At 69.4% G+C, this 18879-nt stretch carries 21 protein-coding genes; 12 read left to right on the top strand and 9 right to left on the bottom strand.

Annotation, left to right across the window (positions count from 1 at the left end; genetic code table 11):
* The first annotated feature begins 233 nt into the window (after positions 1 to 233).
* The 7 genes from CKO43_RS07955 to CKO43_RS07925 all read left to right on the top strand — a co-directional run bounded on the left by CKO43_RS07955 (position 234) and on the right by CKO43_RS07925 (position 5169).
* Positions 234 to 713: a rhodanese-like domain-containing protein gene (locus tag CKO43_RS07955; RefSeq protein ID WP_200378337.1), complete on the top strand. Its 480-nt coding sequence runs from the start codon at positions 234 to 236 to the stop codon at positions 711 to 713.
* Positions 714 to 875: 162 nt separating this feature from the next.
* Complete coding sequence (gene cysK / locus CKO43_RS07950; protein ID WP_200378336.1) at positions 876 to 1868, top strand: cysteine synthase A; 993 nt, start codon at positions 876 to 878, stop codon at positions 1866 to 1868.
* Positions 1869 to 1870: 2 nt separating this feature from the next.
* The gene (gene epsC / locus CKO43_RS07945) at positions 1871 to 2884 is read left to right on the top strand and encodes a serine O-acetyltransferase EpsC (RefSeq protein ID WP_200232099.1); all 1014 of its coding nucleotides are present in this window, start codon (positions 1871 to 1873) and stop codon (positions 2882 to 2884) included.
* The gene (locus tag CKO43_RS07940) at positions 2856 to 3128 is read left to right on the top strand and encodes a helix-turn-helix domain-containing protein (protein WP_200232100.1); all 273 of its coding nucleotides are present in this window, start codon (positions 2856 to 2858) and stop codon (positions 3126 to 3128) included. Before epsC ends, CKO43_RS07940 begins: the two co-directional genes overlap by 29 nt.
* A gap of 89 nt (positions 3129 to 3217) precedes the next feature.
* Entirely contained in the window at positions 3218 to 4108 is an 891-nt protein-coding gene (locus tag CKO43_RS07935) for a LysR family transcriptional regulator (protein ID WP_200378335.1), read from the top strand.
* Positions 4109 to 4417: 309 nt separating this feature from the next.
* Positions 4418 to 4573 carry a hypothetical protein gene (locus CKO43_RS07930; protein ID WP_200378334.1) on the top strand — a complete coding sequence of 52 codons (156 nt, stop codon included), beginning with the start codon at positions 4418 to 4420 and terminating at the stop codon, positions 4571 to 4573.
* A 41-nt stretch (positions 4574 to 4614) separates the two neighbouring features.
* Positions 4615 to 5169 carry a hypothetical protein gene (locus CKO43_RS07925; protein WP_200378333.1) on the top strand — a complete coding sequence of 185 codons (555 nt, stop codon included), beginning with the start codon at positions 4615 to 4617 and terminating at the stop codon, positions 5167 to 5169.
* 24 nt (positions 5170 to 5193) lie between these two features.
* Here the strand turns inward: CKO43_RS07925 and CKO43_RS07920 are convergent, their stop codons facing one another.
* Together CKO43_RS07920 and CKO43_RS07915 are read right to left on the bottom strand one after the other, a co-directional pair.
* On the bottom strand, positions 5194 to 5508 hold the full coding sequence (locus CKO43_RS07920) for a type II toxin-antitoxin system RelE/ParE family toxin (protein WP_200232103.1): 315 nt from the start codon (positions 5506 to 5508) through the stop codon (positions 5194 to 5196).
* The gene (locus CKO43_RS07915; RefSeq protein WP_200232104.1) at positions 5505 to 5777 is read right to left on the bottom strand and encodes a YlcI/YnfO family protein; all 273 of its coding nucleotides are present in this window, start codon (positions 5775 to 5777) and stop codon (positions 5505 to 5507) included. The genes CKO43_RS07920 and CKO43_RS07915 overlap by 4 nt, the downstream gene beginning before the upstream one ends.
* Before the next feature lie 319 nt (positions 5778 to 6096).
* Between CKO43_RS07915 and tcuA the strand changes: the two genes are divergently transcribed.
* From tcuA to CKO43_RS07890, 5 genes are read left to right on the top strand one after another with little or no spacing between them, the layout of a single operon-like run.
* Positions 6097 to 7512, top strand: coding sequence for an FAD-dependent tricarballylate dehydrogenase TcuA (gene tcuA / locus CKO43_RS07910; RefSeq protein ID WP_200378332.1), 1416 nt, complete (start codon positions 6097 to 6099; stop codon positions 7510 to 7512).
* Entirely contained in the window at positions 7499 to 8671 is a 1173-nt protein-coding gene (gene tcuB, locus CKO43_RS07905) for a tricarballylate utilization 4Fe-4S protein TcuB (RefSeq protein WP_200378331.1), read from the top strand. The genes tcuA and tcuB overlap by 14 nt, the downstream gene beginning before the upstream one ends.
* A 23-nt stretch (positions 8672 to 8694) precedes the next feature.
* Positions 8695 to 9672 carry a Bug family tripartite tricarboxylate transporter substrate binding protein gene (locus CKO43_RS07900; RefSeq protein ID WP_200378330.1) on the top strand — a complete coding sequence of 326 codons (978 nt, stop codon included), beginning with the start codon at positions 8695 to 8697 and terminating at the stop codon, positions 9670 to 9672.
* Entirely contained in the window at positions 9673 to 10263 is a 591-nt protein-coding gene (locus CKO43_RS07895) for a chromate transporter (RefSeq protein ID WP_200378329.1), read from the top strand.
* Positions 10260 to 10844: a chromate transporter gene (locus CKO43_RS07890; protein ID WP_200232109.1), complete on the top strand. Its 585-nt coding sequence runs from the start codon at positions 10260 to 10262 to the stop codon at positions 10842 to 10844. The genes CKO43_RS07895 and CKO43_RS07890 overlap by 4 nt, the downstream gene beginning before the upstream one ends.
* A gap of 15 nt (positions 10845 to 10859) precedes the next feature.
* Here CKO43_RS07890 and CKO43_RS07885 read toward each other — a convergent pair whose 3' ends face one another.
* From CKO43_RS07885 to CKO43_RS07855, 7 genes are all read right to left on the bottom strand, one after another.
* On the bottom strand, positions 10860 to 11462 hold the full coding sequence (locus CKO43_RS07885) for a nitroreductase family protein (protein ID WP_200378328.1): 603 nt from the start codon (positions 11460 to 11462) through the stop codon (positions 10860 to 10862).
* A 14-nt stretch (positions 11463 to 11476) separates the two neighbouring features.
* A complete protein-coding gene (gene dmsD, locus CKO43_RS07880; protein ID WP_200378327.1) occupies positions 11477 to 12109 on the bottom strand; it encodes a Tat proofreading chaperone DmsD in 633 nt (210 codons plus the stop codon).
* A gap of 20 nt (positions 12110 to 12129) precedes the next feature.
* On the bottom strand, positions 12130 to 12978 hold the full coding sequence (locus CKO43_RS07875) for a dimethyl sulfoxide reductase anchor subunit family protein (RefSeq protein ID WP_200378326.1): 849 nt from the start codon (positions 12976 to 12978) through the stop codon (positions 12130 to 12132).
* Positions 12979 to 12980: 2 nt separating this feature from the next.
* Positions 12981 to 13604 (bottom strand): DMSO/selenate family reductase complex B subunit, encoded by a 624-nt coding sequence (locus CKO43_RS07870; RefSeq protein WP_200228190.1) that lies wholly within the window; start codon positions 13602 to 13604, stop codon positions 12981 to 12983.
* A 10-nt stretch (positions 13605 to 13614) separates the two neighbouring features.
* A complete protein-coding gene (locus tag CKO43_RS07865; protein ID WP_242481092.1) occupies positions 13615 to 16011 on the bottom strand; it encodes a DMSO/selenate family reductase complex A subunit in 2397 nt (798 codons plus the stop codon).
* 521 nt (positions 16012 to 16532) lie between these two features.
* Entirely contained in the window at positions 16533 to 17048 is a 516-nt protein-coding gene (locus CKO43_RS07860) for a lipocalin-like domain-containing protein (RefSeq protein ID WP_200228188.1), read from the bottom strand.
* A 164-nt stretch (positions 17049 to 17212) separates the two neighbouring features.
* Positions 17213 to 18784, bottom strand: coding sequence for a methyl-accepting chemotaxis protein (locus CKO43_RS07855; protein WP_200378324.1), 1572 nt, complete (start codon positions 18782 to 18784; stop codon positions 17213 to 17215).
* Between the last annotated feature and the right edge of the window lie 95 nt (positions 18785 to 18879).

The following is an 18879-nucleotide window of genomic DNA, read 5'->3' as shown; positions in this document are numbered from 1 at the left end:
GGCTGGAGGCAGGCAAAACACGTGACTCTGGCGGGCAAGCGGTGTGCCGCGAAGCTCGTTTGGCGCCTATCGAAACACGCTGGGCGCAGAAGCGTTGCTTGCTCGCTCCTCGCATAAGCACTGGCGTTTCCATTCGTTGGGTGCTGGCTGCGGCCTGTCTACGCTGACCTCTGCCGTCTATCGCCGTCACAAGCCCGCCAGGTCGGGCCGCGGCGGGGCCTGAAGGAGAACCGATGACTGCCGTAGCCGACCTGCCCGCGTCCGTTGACGCCCACCCTGCGCTGGAGCGTGCACGCCAGGCCGCGCGTGAAGCACAGCTGCCTTATGCCGGCATCGTGGCGCCGCAGGATGCCTGGGCGCTGGTGCAGGCCGGCCTGGCGCAGCTGGTGGACGTGCGCACGGCCGAAGAACGCAAGTTCGTCGGCCAGGTGCCCGGCAGCCTGCACGTCGCCTGGGCGACGGGCACTGCGTTGACGCGCAACCCGCGTTTCGTGCGTGAACTCGAAGCGCGCATCGGCGGCAAGCACACGGTGGCGCTGCTGCTGTGCCGCAGTGGCAAACGCTCCGCTGCCGCCGCCGAAGCCGCCGCCGCCGCCGGCTTCGCCAACGTCTTCAACGTCGGCGAAGGTTTCGAAGGGGATCTCGACGCCGCGCAGCAGCGTGGTCACGTCAACGGTTGGCGCCGGCGCGCGCTGCCCTGGACGCAGGACTGAGCCCCCAAGCTCGCTAACGCTCGCTACCCCCCAAGGGGGCCGTCCGCCGACGGTCCGGCGGAGCCGGACCGTGGCGGGAAGCTTGATCCGGGAGCCAGAGGCGGCGGCAGGCTCCCACGTCAGACCACCGGCCGCATTCCGCACCGTCAGAGGAACTTCGCGATGACCCGCATCTACGACGACAACTCGCTGTCCATCGGCCGCACGCCGCTCGTGCGCCTGAACCGCATCACCGACGGCGCCGGCGCCACGGTGCTGGCCAAGATCGAGGGCCGCAACCCGGCCTACTCGGTCAAGTGCCGCATCGGCTCGGCGCTGATCTGGGACGCCGAGAAGCGCGGCCTGCTCGGCCCGGGCAAGGAGCTGGTCGAACCCACCAGCGGCAACACCGGCATCGCGCTGGCCTTCGTCGCCGCGGCGCGCGGCATCCCGCTGACGCTGACCATGCCCGAGACCATGAGCCTGGAGCGGCGCAAGCTGCTGCTGGCCTACGGCGCCAGGCTGGTGCTGACCGAAGGCGCCAAGGGCATGAAGGGCGCCGTCGCCAAGGCCGAGGAGATCGCTGCCAGCGACCCGAAGTACGTGCTGCTGCAGCAGTTCCGCAACCCGGCCAACCCGGCGATCCACGAGGCCACGACCGGCCCCGAGATCTGGGAGGACACCGCGGGCGCCGTCGACGTCGTCGTCTCGGGCGTCGGCACCGGCGGCACGATCACCGGCGTCTCGCGCTTCATCAAGAAGACGCAGGGCAAGGCGATCACCTCGGTGGCCGTCGAGCCCGCCGCCAGCCCGGTGCTGACGCAGGTGCGTGCCGGCGACGAAGTGAAGCCCGGCCCGCACAAGATCCAGGGCATAGGCGCCGGCTTCGTGCCCGAGGTGCTGGACCTGTCGCTGATCGACGCCATCGAGCAGGTGACGAACGAAGAGGCGATCCACTACGCGCGCCGCCTGACGCGCGAGGAGGGCATCCTCTCGGGCATCTCCGGCGGCGCCGCCGCCGCGGTGGCCGCGCGCCTGGCACGCCGCCCCGAGTTCGACGGCAAGACCATCGTCGTCGTGCTGCCCGACTCCGGCGAGCGTTATCTCAGCTCGGTGCTGTTCGAAGGCGTCTTCGACGCCGCCGGCCTGCCGCCGGCCGAGGCCCGGGCCGCCTGAGCATGGCCGCCCCGCACGACGACGCGGTCGCCGAGAGGCCGGCCGCGGTGACGACACACGCCCCGCCGGCGCGCGCGCAGGCGGTCGAAGACGCCACGCTCGACCTCGCCGGCATCGTTTCCGGCCTGCGGGCGGCGCGTGCACGCTGGCGCGCCGCGCAGCAGCGGCCCGAGGAGAACGGCCACCGCGAACTGCCTTCGCGCGAGGCGCTGGGGCAGATCGTCGACGGCCTGCGCGGCGCGCTGTTCCCGCTGCGCCTGGGCCCGCAGGACCTGCGCCAGGAGAGCGAGGACTACTACGTCGGCCAGACGCTGGACCGCGTGCTCGGCTTGCTGCTGCAGCAGGCGCGGCTGGAACTGCGCTACCAGGCGCGGCTGGGCCACGGCGACGAGGACGTCGACGCACACGCCCTGGCCATCGTGCGCAGCTTCGGCGCGGCGCTGCCGCGGCTGCGGGCGCTGCTTGACAGCGACGTGCTCGCCGCCTTTCGCGGCGACCCGGCGGCGCGCAGCGTCGACGAGGTGCTGCTGTGCTACCCGGGCGTGCAGGCGATGATCCACCACCGCATCGCGCACGAGCTCTACGGCCACGGCCTGCTGCTGCTGGCGCGGCTGGTGTCCGAGCGTGCGCACGGCGAGACCGGCATCGACATCCACCCCGGCGCGACCATCGGCGAAGGTTTTTTCATCGACCACGGCACCGGCGTCGTCATCGGCGAGACCGCGGCGATCGGGCGCAACGTGCGCCTGTACCAGGCGGTGACGCTGGGCGCCAAACGCTTTGCGACCGAAGCCGACGGCAGCCTGCAGCGCGGCGGCGCGCGCCACCCCATCGTCGAGGACGAGGTGGTCATCTACGCCGGCGCCACCATCCTCGGCCGCATCACGGTGGGCCGCGGCTCGGTGATCGGCGGCAATGTCTGGATCACGCGCAGCGTGCCGGCCGCGAGCCGGATCACGCAGGCGCTCACACGGGAGGCAGGCAGCGATGACGGCATCGACGGCGCCGGTATTTGAGCTCTTGCAGCTGCCGCAGGAAAGCGTCGGCGAACGTTTCGGGCGCACCGTGCGCCGGCTGCGCCAGGCGCGCGGCTGGTCGCAGGAGCGGCTGGCCGAACGCGCCGAACTCAACCGCACCTACATGGGCGAGATCGAACGCGCAACGGCGATGCCCTCGCTGCACACCGCGGCCAAGCTGGCGCAGGCGCTGGACGTGCCGCTGTCGGAGCTGATCCAGCGCTGCGAGCCGCAGCTGCGCTGAGGCGGCGCGGACTGCGCCTGCGGCCGTTGCCGCAGGCTCGTTGCAGCGTCGTCCCCGGCAACGGGCGGCCGGGGCGCTAGGCTTGCACCATGAAGATCGATTTCGACGGCGTGCAGGCCTTTGTCGTGATCGCCGAGCTCGGCGGTTTCAACAAGGCGGCGCGTGAGCTGCACGTGACCCAGACCGCGCTGACACGGCGCCTGCAGAAGCTCGAGGCCTACCTGGGCCTCAAGCTTCTGGACCGCACCACGCGCCGCGTCGACCTGACGGCCGTCGGCCGCGAGTTCCTGCCGCAGGCGCGCGCCATCGTGCAGGAGATGACCGCCGCGGTGGAGCAGCTGAAGGACATGTCGCGGCGCTCGACCGGCCACTTCACGCTGGCCTGCATCCCGTCGATGACGTCGCACGTGCTGCCGAGCGTGATGCAGCGCTATGCCGAGCTCTATCCCGGCAACCGCATCCGGCTGCTCGACGGCACGTCGCACGAGGTGCGCAACGCGGTGCTGGGCGGCCAGGCCGAACTGGGCATCGCGGTGCACGGCGAGAAGCACCCCGACCTGGCCGAGTCGGTGCTGTTTGCCGACGCGCTGGTGCTGCTGTGCCGCAGCCCGCATGCGCTGGAAGCGCACGAGGCGCTGACCTGGAGCGACCTGCGCGACACCGAGCTGATCGGCATCAGCAGCTTCACCGCGACCCGTGTCTTCATGGACTACCAGCTCGCCAAGCAGGGCATCCGGCTTCAGGGCAACTACGAAGTCCAGCACCACGCCACGGCGATCAACCTCGTTGCCGCCGGCGTCGGCAGCGCAATCCTGCCGTCGTCGGCCTTCGAGGAAGGCGACCGGCCGGGGGTGCGCAAGATCCCGCTGACCCAGCCGACGGTCAAACGCAAGGTGTCGCTGCTGCGCACGCGCCACGGCGGGCTGTCGCCGGCCGCGCAGGCGTTTCACGATCTGCTGCGGGCCACGCCGCTGGGGTAGGACGGGAAGGCTGGGCTGGCCGAGGGTGTCCGGGCTGGCCCGGGACTTCGGGGCTCGGGCGCGACGTTGCCGGTGTGTGGCCACTTCTGCCTGCTCGCACAGCCGCACCGGTGGGGCGTGCCTGTGCCGCCTTGCGCCAAGCGGCAACGGCCCGCGGCTGGCTCCCTGCGACGATCACGACCGCGCCGCACACTTGAGATTGGCGTTCAAAGGAAATTTGCCCGGCCGACTCTTTATGGCGTCATCCAATGGAATCGGCGATATCTGGTATTTCTCTGATCGCCAGTTTTAGGGAAGAAGGGGCTGGAGATGATTGAATTTGCCGATAACGACATTCTTGGGCTGGACGCGCGCTTTGCGCAGGAGGACATCCCATTCCATGCTCGCCCATTCCGGGTGGCGATGGAAATTCTTGGCAATCAGTTTTACATCGGGGTCGGCGGCAATCCCCAAGTTCGTGAATAGCCGTCGATAAGGGTCTGGGGTTTTCGAGTCATCAGGAATGGGTGGCCTGGTGTCGCGGCGACCGCAAGATCGCGGAAAGATCTGCGTTTGCTTTTGCGGACATGCACGACCTTGTGTACGGAATTGATCGTGGAGCACAACAAGAAAACACCGCGACATTCTGGGGTCTCGCTGCCGAGCAACTAAAACTGGTTGCTGAAAGTCTTTCCCAGTCCGGTGCGATTGGCAGCGCGGTTCTGCAACCCATCAGCCTGACTGCCGAACTGGCCATGAAAGGCACGCTGCTGCACCTTGGCGTGCCGGAGAAGGACTTGAAAAATCCCAAAATATTCGGCCATAACCTGAACAAGCTTTTCGACAGGATGACCAAGGAGTGCAGTCATCGAGATGACCTATCGCTCTTGCCCGCACTGAGCAAGTTTCCTGACTATGTGGGCGATCGCTACAGGAAAACACAGCGAAGCCGACTGGATATCATTGCCTTGGCCTTGGATGCCCAGTTTGTCGCAGCTTCGGCCGTGAGGCGCATTTCCGGCGAGGACATGGCAAGTCAGATGGAGGCCGCAGCAGGCGCTCGTGGAAATTTCTTTCCGTGACAATAGTCGGACCGGGGACGGCCCTCAGTCGAAGTCCTCTTCTCGCTGATGGCGCGCGCCGATCACGAGGACCAGCTCCGGCGTGCGAATATCGAATCGCAGGACATATCCCGAGGAGCCGAACGGGACGATGAGTTCGCGCACTGTCGGGCGTTGAGCCACTTTGCGGTAGCTGTAGGGCGTGATCGCAAGATGGCTGTTGGCAGCGTTGCGAATGGCCTCGACGGCCTCGTAGGCACGCATGGCGTCTTCCACCGTCCTGGCCTGATCCAGCAGGAAGTCGAACAGGCGATCCAGATCGGCGTCAGCCTCGGGCGTGAACTCGACCTTGAAGGTCATTTGCGCAGTTGCTTCACCCGCGCAGCGACTTTTGCCTCGAGCTTGGACAGGACAACGTCCGACGGGATGGAAGTCCCTGTGCGCTCGTATGCCGCCAGCGAGGCGGCGCAGCGCGCAGCGAAGTCCGTTTGCACGCGTCGATGCTCGACAGCGCGGCGCATCGATGCCTCGACGAAGTCGGTGAGCGTCTCGCCAGGCAGGAGCACCGAATCAAGATCAGCGCGCAACTCCGGCTCGACCCGGACCTGGGGAATGACAGCAGTCTTCATTCGAACAATGTAGTGCGTGCGCACTACATGCGCAAGCGCCGGGCGGGACCTTAGGTGGCGCCGGTTGCTCTCCGGCGCCACCTTCAGGCGTCTGACCCGTCCGTTCGCTGGTCTTGCGTCGCCGGGGCGAGTACGCGAGGTCGGCCCGCCCGTCCGACGCGGACGGGCGTCTTCGGCACGGTGTCCCGGTGCTGGGTGGCGCGGCCCGCAGCCGCAAGGCCGAGTGATGCGTACTTCGCAATAATCTCTTCGCGCTTTTCACTTCCCAGAACAATCGCCCGCCCCAAGAATCCGCCGTCCATCTTCCTGGCGGTATTCGATGAGTCCCGACGTGCTCGTGATCGGCGGCGGCAACGCCGCCTTGTGCGCCGCGCTGATGGCGGCCGAAGCGGGCGCCAGCGTGCTGCTGCTGGAGGCCGCGCCCCGGCCCTGGCGCGGCGGCAACTCGGCGCACACGCGCAACCTGCGCTGCATGCACGACGCGCCGCAGGACGTGCTGGTCGAGGCCTACCCGGAAGAGGAGTTCTGGCAGGACCTGCTGAAGGTCACCGGCGGCCTCACCGACGAGCACCTGGCGCGGCTCGTGATCCGCGCCTCGGCCACCTGCCGTGACTGGATGCGCCGCCACGGCGTGCACTTCCAGCCGCCGCTGTCGGGCGCGCTGCACGTCGCGCGCACCAACGCCTTCTTCATGGGCGGCGGCAAGGCGCTGGTGAACGCCTATTACCGCAGCGCCGCGAAGCTGGGCGTGCGCGTGCGCTACGAGGCGCCGGTCGATCGCCTGGAGATCGAAGGCGGCCGTTTCGTCGCCGCGCACGTGCGCGGCGAACGCATCCAGGCCGGCGCCTGCGTGCTGGCTGCCGGCGGCTTCGAGTCCAACCGCGAGTGGCTGCGCGAGGCCTGGGGCGAGAACGAACGCGGCGAATGGCCGGCCGACAACTTCATCATCCGCGGCACGCGTTTCAACCGCGGCGTGCTGCTCAAGCACCTGCTGGCCGACCACGGCGCCGACCGCATCGGCGACCCGACCCAGGCGCACATGGTGGCGATCGACGCCCGCGCGCCGCTGTACGACGGCGGTATCTGCACGCGCATCGACTGCGTCTCGCTGGGCGTGGTGCTGAACCAGCGCGGCGAACGTTTCTACGACGAGGGCGAGGACTTCTGGCCCAAGCGCTACGCGATCTGGGGGCGCCTGGTCGCGCAGCAGCCGGGGCAGATCGCCTATTCGGTCATCGACGCCAAGGCCGTCGGCCGCTTCATGCCGCCGGTCTTTCCCGGCACCAGCGCCGACACGCTGCCCGGGCTCGCGCGCGCGCTCGGCCTGGACGTCGAGGCCTTCATGCGCACGATGCTGGCCTACAACGCGGCCTGCCGGCCGGGCCACTTCGACCACACGCGCCTGGACGACTGCCGCACCGAAGGCCTGGCGCCAGCGAAGACGCACTGGGCGCGCGCGATCGACACGCCGCCCTTTCACGCCTACGCGGTGCGGCCGGGCGTCACCTTCACCTACCTGGGCCTGCGCACCGACGACACCGCCGCGGTGCGTTTCGGCGGCGTGCCCAGCGAGAACCTGTTCGTGGCCGGCGAAATGATGGCCGGCAACGTGCTCGGCAAGGGCTATACCGCCGGCGTCGGCATGTCCATCGGCACCGCCTTCGGCCGCATTGCCGGCAGCAACGCGGCGCGCGCCGCCTTCCAGCAACAGGGAGCGCGCCATGCGTTCGCTTGAAGCGCTGACGCGCGAGGCCAGCGCGCTGGCGCAGGGCCAGGCCGTCTGGAGCGCCGACGAGACCGAGGTCGCCCGGCAGATGCAGATCTGCAACGGCTGCCGCTACTGCGAAGGTTTCTGCGCGGTGTTCCCGGCGATGACGCGGCGCCTGGTCTTCGGCCAGGCCGAGCTGCACTACCTGGCCAACCTCTGCCACAACTGCGGCGCCTGCCTGCACGCCTGCCAGTACGCGCCGCCGCACGAGTTCGCCATCAACGTGCCGCAGGCCATGGCGCGCCTGCGCGGGCAGACCTACGGCGACTACGCCTGGCCGCCGGCGCTGGGCGCGCTGTACCGGCGCAACGGCGCCACGCTGGCCGTGGCGCTGACGCTGGCGATCGCCGGTTTCCTGGCCGCGGCCGTGGCGTCGAACGGCCCGCTGTGGGGCGGCGGCCTGGGCGGCAGCTTCTACGCCGTGTTCCCGCACCACCTGCTGGTCAGCCTGTTCGCGCCGGTGTTCCTGTTCGCCGTGCTCGCGCTCGGCCTGGGCGTGCGGCGCTTCTGGCGCGAGCTGCGCCCGGTGACCAGCGGCCAGCCGGCCAGCGCGCCGGCCGCGGCCGAAGCCGTGCACGACGTGCTGCGCCTGAAGTACCTGGACGGCGGCCACGGGCAGGGCTGCCCGAACGAGGACGACGCCTACACCTTGTGGCGCCGGCGCTTCCACCACTTCACCTTCTACGGCTTCGCCGCCTGCCTGCTGGCCACCGCGCTGGGCACGCTCTACCACTACGCGTTCGACCTGCCGGCGCCCTACGACCTGCCGTCGCTGCCCAAGCTGCTGGGGGCTGCCGGCGGCTTCAGCCTGCTCGTCGGCACGGCCGGGCTGTGGCGGCTGAACCGGCGCCGCGACCCGCAGCACGGCGACGCGGCGCAAAAACCCATGGACCTGGGTTTCATCGCGCTGCTCTTTCTGACCAGCGCCAGCGGCCTGGCGCTGTGGCTGGGGCGCAGCACGCCCGCGCTGGCGCTGCTGCTGTGTCTGCACCTGGGCGCGGTGATGGCGCTGTTCGTCACGCTGCCCTACGGCAAGTTCGCCCACGGCGTCTTTCGCACCGCGGCGCTGCTGCGGCACGCGGTCGAGAAGCGCCAACCCAACCCGGTCGGCCTGGGCTCCGACTGACACAACAACGGAGACAGGAAACGATGAACAAGAGACGAGTGCTGAAAGCCGCTGCCGTCGCGGCCCTGGCCCAGCTCGCCCCGGGCTGGGCCGCCGCCCAGGCCTTCCCGACCAAGTCCACGGTCACCATCGTCGTCGGCTTCGCCGCCGGCGGCGCCGCCGACGCGGCGGCGCGTGTCATCGGCAAGAAGCTGGGCGAGAACCTCGGCGTCACGGTCGTCATCGACAACCGGCCGGGAGCCGGCGGCAACATCGCGCACCAGTTCGTCGCCAAGGGGCCTGCCGACGGCGCCACGCTGCTGTTCGGCTCGGTCGGCCCGCTGACGGTGGCGCCGCACCTGATGAAGCTGGGCTACGACCCGGTGAAGGACCTGGCGCCGATCACGATGGCGGTCAATTTCCCGAACGTGCTGGTGGTGCATGCGGGCCTGAAGATCAGGACGCTGGCCGAGTTCATCGACTACGCGAAGAAGAACCCCGGCAAGCTGGACTACGCCTCCACCGGCCCGGGCTCGGCTTCGCACCTGGCCGGCGAGATGCTGGACCACATGGCCAAGGTCGAGACCGTGCACATCCCGTACAAGGGCGGCGCGCCGGCGATGCAGGACCTGCTGGGCGGCCGCGTCGCCTCGTACTACTCGACCTACTCGACGGCGCAGCCGCACATCGAGAGCGGCGCGCTGGTGCCGCTGGCCAGCACCGGCCCGAAGCGGCTGGCGGCGCTGCCGAACGTGCCGACCATCGCCGAGTCCGGCTATCCCGGCTACAGCGCCACCAACTGGTACGCCTTCCTGGCGTCGTCCAGGCTGCCCAAGCCGATGCTGGAGCGCTGGAACCTCGAGCTGGTGAAGGTGCTGAAGTCGCCCGAGGTCGTCACCGAGCTGAATAGACACGGCATGCCGCCGCAGCCCGGTACCCGCGAGGACCTGGCCCGGGAAATCGAGCGCGAGACCGCCACCTGGGGCCAGGTGATCCGCGAGCGCAAGATCGTGCTGCAGTAAGTGGCCGGCTCACCCGACCTGACCCAGCGGCCCGGCCCGCGGGCGCCCGGCGAGTTGTTCTGGGCCTTCTCCTGGCTGGCGCTGCAGGGTTTCGGCGGCGTGATGGCCGTGGTGCAGCGTGAGCTGGTGGAGCGGCGCGGCTGGATGTCCACCGACGAGTTCGTCGAGGACTGGGCCGTCGCCCAGCTGATGCCCGGCCCCAACGTCTGCAACCTGGCGCTGATGTATGGCGACCGCCGCTTCGGCTGGCGCGGCGCACTCGCCGCGCTGGCCGGCCTGCTGGCCTTCCCGCTGCTGCTGCTGCTGACGCTGGGTGCGCTGTACGGGCGCTTCTCGCAGCATGCGGCGATGGCCGGGGCGCTGCGTGGCATGGGCGCCGTCGCCGCCGGCCTGATCGCCGGCACCGCGCTGAAATTGGCGGGCAGCCTGCGGCGGCACCCGATGGGCTTGGTGCCGGCGCTGCTGCTGGCGGCCGCGGCTTTCGGCGGTGTCGCGCTGGCGCGGCTGCCGCTGGTGCTGATCGTCCTGGTGCTGGGCGGCATCGCCTACGGGCTCACCTGGCGCAGCCTGCGGCGGGCGGAGGCCCGATGAGCCTGGCCGACTGGCTGCATCTGCTGCTGTTCCAGCTCTCGCTGTCGCTGCTGGCGGTGGGCGGCGCGATCACGCTGGCGCCCGAGATGCACCGCTATCTGGTGCAGGGCCAGGGCTGGCTGAGCGAGGCCCAGTTCAGCGCATCGATCGCGCTCGCCCAGGCGGCGCCCGGGCCCAACGTGCTGTTCATCGCGCTGCTGGGGTGGAACGTCGGCGTCAGCGGCGCCGGCCACGGCGCGCACGGCGCGCTCGGTCTGCTGGCCGGCCTGCTGGGTGCGGTGCTCTGTGTCGTCGGCGTGCTGACGCCCAGTTCGCTGCTGACGCTGTTCGCGACTCGCTGGTGCCAGCGCCACCGCGAGCGGCTGGCGGTGCGCGCCTTCCGGCAGGGCCTGTCCTCGCTGGTCATCGGCGTGATGCTGGCGACGAGCTGGCTGCTGGCGCGGCCTTCGGGCCGCTGGCGCGAAGACGGTCTGCTGTGGCTGCTGACGGTGGTCTCGGCGCTGCTGGTCTGGCGCACCCGGCTGCACCTGCTGTGGCTGCTCGCGGCCGGCGGCCTGCTGGGCGGGCTGGGGCTGGTGTAGCGCAGCCGCGGCGGCTCAGGACCAGTCGCTCAGGCGTGTGCTGGCCGCCTCGGTGTGCCGGGCGCGCGCCGGCGTCGTCGGCGTGCCGCAGACCACCCAGGCGACGAGCTGTTCCCCGGGACGGCAGAACGCGGCCTGGACGGCGGCGTCGCGCAGCGAGACGCCGCTGATCAGCTTGGCGCCGAAGCCCATCAGGTGCAGCGCGTCCAGCAGGTTCATGACGCCGGCGCCGACACACATCCACTGTTCGTGCGCCGGCACCTCGGCTACGTCGTCGCGCACGCGGGCGACGACGGCCAGCAGCACCGGCGCCTTCGCGGCGTGCCGGCGCGCGCGTTCGATCTCGGGGGCCGGCTCGCCGCGCTGCGCCGCGTCGGCGGCGAAGAGTTCGCCCAAGCGCGCGCGTTGTGCGGCGTCGATGCGCACGAAGCGCCAGGGCGCCAGCTCCAGATGGTCGGGCGCACGTGCCGCGAGCGCGACCGCCTGCTCGAGCTGGTCTTGTGTTGGGCCTGGCCCGGCCAGCTGGCGCGGGCCCTGCGAATGGCGGCGCGCCAGCCACGCGAGGGCGGCCGGCGCGGCGCCGGCTTCGGTGCACGGGGGCAGGGGCAGGGCCGTCATCGTCGGGGCGGGTTTCAGGCGCCTTCGGGCAGCGCGAGCAGCGTGCGCGCCTCGGCCAGCGTCAGGCGCGTCAGCGCGACGAGGCCGCGGTAGAAGGTGTTGGTTGTCGCCTCGTCCAGGGCCTGGAGGTACAGGCCCGACCAGGACAGCAGGTGGTCCGCCAGCAGCGTGCGCACGGCGGCCTCGCGGCCTTCCTCGGCCAGCAGTGCCGCGGCCCAGAACAGCAGGCCGATGTGGTCCTCGGGCTCCTGCTGGCCCGAGTCCAGCGCCACGCCCTCGGCCGCCAGGAAGTCCTGCAGCGCCTCGGTCGTCTCGCCGAACAGCGTGCGCTCTTCTTCCAGGTAGACCGAGCCCCAGGGCGGCGCCGGCAGCTCGTCGGGGCCTATGAACAGGCGCTGGTGTTCACGCTTGAGCACCAGCAGCGCGTTCGGTGCGCCGAGCGCGGCGCGCATCGTGGCGCCGATCTCGTCCAGCGCGGCCGGCTCGCCCGCGGGCCACAGGCCGGCGAGCTCGCCGCGTGCGACCAGGTCGATGAAGGGCCGCACGCTGGTGTCGTCGGGTGCGCGGTAGAAGAGCGCGCCCAGCACGCGGGCGGCGGCCGCGAACTCGGCCAGGCCCATCGTCGCGTCGGGTTGTCGGGGCGTCATCGTCGTCCTCCGGAGGCCGTTCAGCGCAGGCCGACGGTCATGTGCAGGTTGTAGAAGACGCCGCGGCCCACCATCTCGCCCAGCATCAGCAGCCCGCCGTAGGCCAGCCCCGTCTGCAGGCCGAGCGCCTGGCCACGCAGGCTGCTGCGGATCCAGAGCCCCAGCACCGAGAACAGGATCACGAAGCGCAGCACCATCAGCGCCGCGTAGTCGGGCGTCAGCGCCGAAGCCTGCTTGATCGACGAGGCGATGGCCGCCATGCCGCTGGCCTGCGTGACCGTCACCAGCACCGCCAGGCCGACGGCCAGCGCCGCCAGCTTCAGCGGCCCGTGGCGCAGGAAGCCGCGCTCGATGTCCACCGACGCGAACAGCGCCGCCGCCACCGCGCCGCCGCCGATCAGCGCGGTCAGCACGTAGGCCAGCGGCGTCAGCGGCGTGTTCCAGGTCGGCACCGTCGGCATCAAGTAGAACGAGCACATGCCGTAGAGGAAGCCCGCGCACAGCAGCAGCGTCAGCCAGTGCAGGCGGTTGCGCACCTGCACCGAGGCCAGGTTCTTCCACGCCAGGTACCAGGTGACGATGCCGGCACAGGCGAACAGGCTGCCGAACACGACCTCGTTGGAGAACGCGGCCGAGCCGAAGCGGAAGCTCGCGTTGATGAAGCGCAGCGGCGAGCCCAGGTGGAAAGCGGCGCAGCCGAAACCCACCGCGACCAGCGCCCAGACGACGATCAGACGTTTTTCCAGCGCATGGCGGCGCTCGGGGTCCAGGCCCCCGGCCATCAACGCCGCGAAACACCACCAGAACGCCCCCATCGCCGTCTGCGCGATGACGGTGAACAAGACCAACGGCCATTCATGCCAGCCCATGATCAAACCTCCCTCGGGTTGCCCAGGAATCCGCTGCGGTCGCCACAGGGGCGGGCGTTCGAACTCGGGTGGATGACGATGCTCGGGTGCGTGTACTTCGCGTCCGGCAGCGGTGCGACGGCGGCCAGGTCACCGTACTTGGCGCGTAGTTCGGCTACGGGGCCGAACTCCAGCGCGCGCAGCGGGCAGGCCTCGACGCAGACCGGCTTCTTGCCGACGGCCACACGTTCGGCGCAGCCATTGCACTTGGTCATGTGGCCTTTGCGCTCGTCGTACTGCGGCGCGCCGTAGGGGCAGGCCATGCGGCAGGACTTGCAGCCGATGCAGATGTTCTCGTTGACGGCGACGAGGCCGTCCTCGGCCCGCTTGTGCATCGCGCCGGTCGGGCAGACCTTGGTGCAGGCCGGGTCGGCGCAGTGGTTGCAGGAGATCGACAGGTAGTAGGCGAAGACGTTGTTCGTCCAGGCCTCGCCGTCGGCCTGCCAGTTGCCGCCCACGTACTCGTAGACGCGGCGGAAGTTCACGTCGGCCGGCAGGTCCTTGTAGTCCTTGCACGCCAGCTGGCAGGTCTTGCAGCCGGTGCACTTGGCCGAGTCGATGTAGAAGCCGTATTGTTGGTTGGCCATTTGCTGCTCCTCAGATCTTCTCGATCTGGACCCGGTTGGTGTGCTGCGGGTTGCCCTTGGCCAGGGGCGATGGACGCTGCGAGGTCAGCACGTTGACGCTGCCTTCGGTGTCCTGTCCGTTGGCATCGAACTTGAACCAGATGCCCTGTTCCATCGAGGCCACCCCGGGCATGATCCGCGGCGTCACCTTGGCCTGGATGCGCGTCTGGCCGCGCGCGCTGGTGACACGCACCAGATCGCCGTCCTTGACGCCGCGCGCCTGGGCGTCGAGCGGGTTGAGCCATACCGCGTCGGCGACCGCGGCACGCAGCACGTCGAGGTTGTGGTACGTCGAGTGCGTGCGCCCCTTGGGGTGGCGGCCGTAGAGCTGCAGCGGGTAGGTCTTGCGCGCCTCGGTGTCTTCGTAGCCTTCCCAGGTCGCCACGTACTGCGGCAGCGGCGTGATGACGTCGCCTGCGGGCAGCTTCCAGGTGGCGGCGATCTCGGCCAGGCGCTCCGAGTAGATCTCGATCTTGCCGGACGGCGTCTTCAGCGGGTTGGCGTCCGGGTCGGCGCGGAACTTGGACAGGCCTATGCCTTTGCCTTCGGGCGCGCGGCGCTTGATCATGCCCATGGCGCGCGCTTCGGCCAGCGTCTGCGGCAGCTCCGGGTCGGCCTCGCGCATCTTGACGTAGCCCTCCTGCAGCCACTGCTCGAAGGGCTTGCCTTCGGTGTAGGCCTGCTCGACGCCCAGGTGGCGCGACAGCAGCGTGCAGATGTCCCAGGCCGACTTGCACTCGAACAGCGGCTTGATCGCCGGCGACAGGAAGATCGGCCCGCCCATCTCGCCGACGGCGTAGCCGTTGCTGATGATGTCGCTGCCTTCGAAGTTGCTGATGTCGGGCAGCAGCACGTCCGCGTAGCGCGCGGTCGGCGTCATGTGGTTCTCGATCACCAGGATGAACTCGCACAGCGACTCGTCCTGCAGGATGCGGTGCGTCGCGTGGATGTCCGAGTGCTGGTTGATCGTCGTGTTGCTCGAGTAATTCCAGAGGAACTTGATCGGCTGCTCGAGCTTGTCGGCGCCCTTGACGCCGTCGGCCAGCGCCGTCATCTCCTGGCCGCGCGTGATCGCATCGGTCCAGAGGAAACACGGGATCTTCACCTTGACCTGGTTCGGCGGCATCTTCAGCTTGGCCACCGGATAGCCGTAGGAGCCGGGCTCCTCGCCGATGTTGGTGCCCGGCAGGCCGATGTTGCCGGTGATGATGGGCAGCATGCAGACCGCACGCGCCGCCTGTTCGCCGTTGGCGTGGCGTTGCAGGCTCCAGCCCTGGGCGATGAACGCCGGCTTGGCGGTGCCGATCTCGCGCGCCAGCTTGACGATGCGCGCCACCGGAATGCCGGTGATCCGCGCCGCCCAGTCGGGCGTCTTGGCGACGCCGTCGGGGCCCTGGCCGAGGATGTAGTCCTTGTACGAGGCGTCGGCCGGTGCCGAGGCCGGCAGCGTCGTCGCGTCGTAGCCGACGCAGTAGGTGTCGAGGAACTCCTGGTCGACCAGGTCTTCCTTGATCAGCACCCAGGCGATGGCGCTGACGAGCGCGGCGTCGGTGCCCGGGCGGATCGGGATCCACTCGTCTTCCTTGCCCAGCATGCTGTCGGAGTAGCGCGGGTCGATGAAGATCGTGCGCACCTGGTTGCGCCGGCGCCATTCGTTGACCTGGTAGGTCTCGCCGCCGCCGCTCATGCGCAACTCGCCGGGGTTGTAGCCGAAGAAGACGGCCAGCCTGGCGTTGCCGATCTCGCGGGTGTAGCTGCACTCCGAGCCGTAGCCCTCGCCGTAGGTGAAGGGCAGGGCAAAGCGGATCTGGGCGGTGCTGTAGGTGTTGTAGAACTCGAGATAACCACCGATCACGTTCAGGAAGCGGTGGCAGGAGCTGCGCCCGGCCATGTTGTAGCCGGTGCTGCCCGATCCGTACTGGTAATAGATGGCCTGGTTGCCGTAGGTGTCGATCGTGTGCTTGAGCTTGTCGCCGACGATCGTGATCGCTTCGTCCCAGGAGATGCGCTCGAACTTGCCTTCGCCGCGTTTGCCGACGCGTTTCATCGGGTACTTCAGGCGGTCCGGGTTGTAGACCCGGCGGCGCGCCGAGCGCCCGCGCAGGCAGGCACGCACCTGGTGCTGGCCGAAGGTGTCGTCACCGCTGCCGTGGTTGTCTTCCTGCGAGATCCAGCGGATGGCGCCGTTGACCACGTGGCACTTCAGCGGGCAGCGGCTGCCGCAGTTCACGAGGCAGGCGTTCCAGGCGATCTCGCCTTCGGGGGCGCCGAGCTGCTCCATGCCCTTGGCGATGGATGTCTTCATGAAGGGCAGCCCGATGCCGGCGCCCACGGCTCCCAGACCGACCAGCCCCACCGCCTTCAACATCGACCGCCGGCTGAATCCGCCGGCGCCGCCGAGGCCTTCCTCTTTTGTCGATTGCTCGCCCATCTCTTTCCTTCCGATTGCCGGGCGTGCCTTTTGAATTGCAATCGGCTGTGGCCTGGCTTTCAACTCATTACATTACGCGAGGCCGGCGCCGTTTCTGGATCTATGTCAAGAATTGCCCTGAGAATCGGTGAATTCGCAGTTTATCAATGATTTACTGCGTTTATTCTGATGCTTTGGATCACACCTGATGGCCTGGCGCGCAGGGTTAATTGCCATGTCTACGTGCTGCGGTGACGAGCTTGTCGTTTGCAACGGGCGTGAACAATCGAGCAATGTCCGGAATTGCTCCGGTTGCTTCATTTGCCCTTTAAAGGGCGCGCATTGGATTGGTAATCTGCCGGGCGAAGGATGGCCTTGGCCGCGGCCCGGGCCTGTTCCATGCTGAGGAGCCCGGCCGCGGCCTCGGCCTGAACGGAGGCGGCGGCGGCGCCGATGCCCGGCGCCGCGCGCCGCGGTGTTTACTTCTGGCGTTCGAACATGATCAGCGAACGCGTCATGCCCTTGTCGGCCCAGTTGGGCATCACGCGCCAGGGCGTCGTGACCTGCAGCTTGTCGCCGTCGACCTTGAAGTTGCGCGTCTGCGCGGTGCCGACCCAGGCCGGGTTCCAGGCGGCCTCGACATGCGTCGTCCACTGGTCGCCCTTGATCTCGGCGCGGCCGGTGTAGGAGACGATGGTGTCCAGCAGCGCGGCCTTCTCGGCCTCGGTCTTGCCCGGCTTGCGGCCGTCGGCGGTGAGCATGAAGAACACGCGGCCGTTGGGCGTGAAGTCGACGCCGCCGCTCGGCTTGGCGCCCATCACCGGCATGATCTCGCCGGTCTGCTGCACCTCGACGACGTAGCTCACCAGGCGCCAGGTGCCCAGGATCGCCGGCGCTTCGTCGGCGGCCGTGGCGACGCCGGGAGCGCAGAAGGCGGCCGCGAGGGCGGCGCCGGCGAGGGTCTTGGAAATCAGGCGCCGTCTGTCGGATTGCATCGGTCTTTCTCCAGAGTTGTGTGGGGAATTGCCATTCTGGGGATCGCCTGCGGCGGCTAATGGACTTCGGGCGAAAGGCGTCCGATGGCGCCGAACGGTTGCCGGCTGAAAGCGAACGGCGGAATTGCCGGATGGGAAATGTCGGGCATTCGCGGGCGGCCGCTTCAGGCCGTGTGCGCCGCCAGCTTGAAGCTGCGCATCGTGTCTTCCAGCCGCCGTGCCTGCGCCTGCAGGCTGCCGGCGGCGGCGGCCGATTCCTCGACCAGCGCCGCGTTCTGCTGCGTCGCTTCGTCCAGGTCGGCGACCGAGCGGTTGATCTGCCCCAGGCCCGCCGACTGCTCGGCGGTGGCGCCCGAGATCTCGCGGATGATGCCGGCCGCCCGCTGCACCTGCTGCACGATGTCGTGCATCGCGCCGCCGGCACGCTGCACGTGCTGGGCACCGTCGTTGACCCGCTCCAGCGACTCGCCGATCAGCGCCTTGATCTCGCGCGCCGCCTGCGCCGAGCGCTGCGCCAGGTTGCGCACCTCGCTGGCGACGACGGCAAAGCCCCGGCCCTGCTCGCCGGCGCGTGCTGCTTCCACCGCGGCGTTCAGCGCCAGGATGTTGGTCTGGAATGCGATGCCGTCGATGACGCCGGTGATGTCGCCGATGCGCCCGGCGCTGGCGCTGATCGCGGCCATGGTCTGTACCACCTCCTGCACCACCTGGCCGCCGCGGTCGGCGCTGCTCGAAGCCTGGGCCGCCAGTTCGGCGGCGCTGCGGCTGGAGTGCGCGGTGTGGTCGACGGTGCCGTTGAGCTGCTCCACCGCCGAGGCGGTCTGCTGCAACTGGGCCGCGGTCTGCTCGGTGCGGCGCGACAGGTCGTGGCCGCCGGCGGCGATCTCGGCCGACGCGGTGACGATGCTCTCGGTGGCGCTGCGCACCTGGGCGACGGTGTGGTGCAGCGCCTGCACCATGCGCGCGAGTTCGCCCAGCAGGCTGTCGGCAGGGGGCTGGCCGAGATCGACGCTGAGGTCACCTTCGGCCACACGCGCCATCACCGCCTTGGCCTGCGCCGGGTCGCCGCCGATCTGGCGCAGCACCGCGCGCGACATGCTGAAGCACAGCAGCGCGATCAGCCCCATCAGCGGCACGCCGACGGCCAGCGAGCGCCACAGCGACTGCAGCCGCTGCGCCGCGGCGACGTCCTGGTACATGCCGGTGCCGACGAACCAGCCCCACTGCGGGATCAGCACCGCGTGCTGCAGCTTGGGCACGACCTCCTGGCTGCCGGGCTTGGCGAAATACGACTGCACGAAGACGCGGCCGTCGGCGCTGGCCTGCAACGCCGAGGCCAGCGTGGCGATCAGGTCGCCGCCCTGGCCGTCCTTGATCTGGCCGCGCATGTTGCGGCCTTCCCATTGCGGGTTGATCGGGTGCATCACGCCGACGCAGTCCAGCGTCCAGACGTAGAAGTAGTCCTTGCCTTCGGCGCCGAAACGCGCGCCGCGCAGCGCCGCCTTGGCGGCGGTCTGGGCCTGCGCGAGCGTCAGCGTGCCGGCGGCGACCTCGGCCTGGTAGCTGGCGATGATGCTGCGGGCGCTGTCGACGACGGCCGTCAGCTGCGCGCGCTGGCCCTGGTCGATCTCCTGGCGGACCTGCCACACCGTGCTGCCCAGCAGCACCAGCATGCCGGCCACGGTGGTGCTGACCAGGCAGATCATCTTGGCCTTGAAAGAAAGTCGGTCGAACATGGAAGTTTCCCCGGCGCCCGTTACGGCCGGCGCCTGATGGCCGTGGAAGTCGAGAGAAGGTTCGCGGCTGGGGCGAACCAAGCTGTATTCAGGCG

This window comes from Rubrivivax gelatinosus, from assembly GCF_016583785.1.
Lineage (GTDB): Bacteria > Pseudomonadota > Gammaproteobacteria > Burkholderiales > Burkholderiaceae_C > Rubrivivax > Rubrivivax gelatinosus_B.
The sequence above is the reverse complement of the archived record's forward strand: the minus strand, read 5'-3'. Positions and strand labels throughout refer to the sequence as shown.